The organism is Streptomyces sp. NPDC051561 (assembly GCF_044454195.1).
In the GTDB taxonomy this organism is placed as follows: Bacteria; Actinomycetota; Actinomycetes; order Streptomycetales; family Streptomycetaceae; genus Streptomyces.
Genome location: NZ_JBITDM010000065.1, coordinates 1 through 1,715 on the forward strand (window position 1 = coordinate 1; position 1,715 = coordinate 1,715).

Below are 1,715 nucleotides of genomic sequence, written 5' to 3' on the forward strand. Positions count from 1 at the left end.
GGCTCTGTCGCTGATTTGGGGGTGTGCCCGATCGCGGACGGGTGGGCATCACCTGTTGTGTGATGGATGCGGTGGGCGTCGCTGAGCTACTTCTGCCGGGTGTAGGGGTGGAGGTCGAGAGGGTTGTCCTTGGGGAATCCGAGGTCCGGCTCGTCGTGCGGTCTCCGGCGGGCTCGGCGGCCTGTCCGGGGTGCGGGCGGAGATCTTCACGGGTGCACTGCTACTACCAGCGGTCTCTCGCAGACCGCTCTGTCGCCGGCCGGCGGGTGATGCTCGATCTGAGGGCACGTCGTCTCGTGTGCAGCAACGACCGTTGCGGCCGACGGACGTTCGCCGAGCAGGTCCCGGCCCTGACCTGCCGGTATGCGCGCCGCACGAACGCTCTCACCAGTCAGCTCACCGACATCGCCCTGTTCCTGGGCGGACGTCCAGGAACACGTCTGTCCGGACGCATGGCCATCACCACGAGCAAGGACTCCTTACTCCGCCTCATTCGGGCACTGCCCGAACCACTGCCACAGCCCGTTCCGTGCCTGGGCGTCGATGAGTTCGCGGTGCGCCGCGGTCACACCTACGCGACGATCCTCGTCGACATGAACACCCACCGCCCCGTCGATGTCCTCCTCGACCGGGCAGCGAACACCTTCGCCGACTGGCTGCGCGATCATCCCGAGGTGCGGACCGTCTGCCGCGACCGCGCGGGTTCTTTCCGTGACGGCGCCTGCGCCGGTGCCCCGCAGGCCCGGCAGGTGGCCGACGCCTGGCACCTGCTGCACAACCTTGCCGAAGCAGTCGAACGCATCGTCGGCAGACACCGCGCCGACCTGCGCGAACCTCTCACGGTCCCATCCGGCCAGGACGACGCGTTCGCGCCCCTGGTTGCCGGGTTCAACGTCTCACGCGATCTGGACATTCATGGACGCATCCGGCCCTTGGTCACGCGCACCCGCGAACGTCACCAGCAGATCCACGAGCGCATCCAGCGCGGCGACAGTCTGCGGGCCATCGCCCGTGAACTCCGCCTCAGCCGCGGCACCGTGCTCCGCTTCGCCCGCGCCACCGAGGTGGAAGAACTCCTCGCCGCAGCAACCCAGCGCCCCAGCACGATCGACGGCTACCGCATCTACCTGCACCACCGCTGGATGGAAGGCTGCACCAACGCCGCGGCACTGACCCGCGAGATCCAGCAGTTGGGCTACCGCGGCAACGTCAACACGGTCCGCCGCCACCTGCGGCCCTACCGCACCGGGGCAATTCCCACGGACGTCCCGCTGCCGCATCTGACCGTACGGCGCGTCACCAACTGGATCATGCGACGGCCCGAACGGCTCACCGACACCGAGCGCAAATACCTCACCGAGCTGTGCGAACGCAGCCCCGCACTGGCCACAACCACCGACTATGCCCAGCGTCTGGCCTCGATGGTGCGCGAACGTCACAACGAGCACCTGGCCCTCGACGTCTGGCTTGCCGACGTCCGCCTCGACGGACAACGGGAACTTCGGACCCTGGCCGGCGGCATCCGGCGCGACCGGGCAGCCGTCCTCGCGGCCCTGACCACCACCCTCACCTCCGGAGCGGTCGAAGGCAACGTCACCCGCATCAAATTACTGAAGAGACAAATGTACGGCCGGGCCAACTTCGACCTCCTGCGACGCCGCATCCTCCTCTCACCGTGATCCACCAGTCGGCACCCCCAAATCAGCGCCAGAGCC

Annotated in this window: 1 protein-coding gene; it reads left to right on the plus strand. The window is 68.0% G+C overall.

The genetic code is table 11. The annotated features are described in order from the left end of the window. The first annotated feature begins 62 nt into the window (after nucleotides 1-62). Complete coding sequence (locus ACIA73_RS41925) at nucleotides 63-1,679, plus strand: ISL3 family transposase (RefSeq protein WP_399444280.1); 1,617 nt, start codon at nucleotides 63-65, stop codon at nucleotides 1,677-1,679. Nucleotides 1,680-1,715 lie beyond the last annotated feature (36 nt).

What these genes read in the sequence shown, in the direction of transcription:
- ACIA73_RS41925 (WP_399444280.1), top strand. Translation starts at nt 63, where the DNA reads ATGGATGCGGTGGGCGTCGCTGAGCTACTTCTGCCGGGTGTAGGGGTG.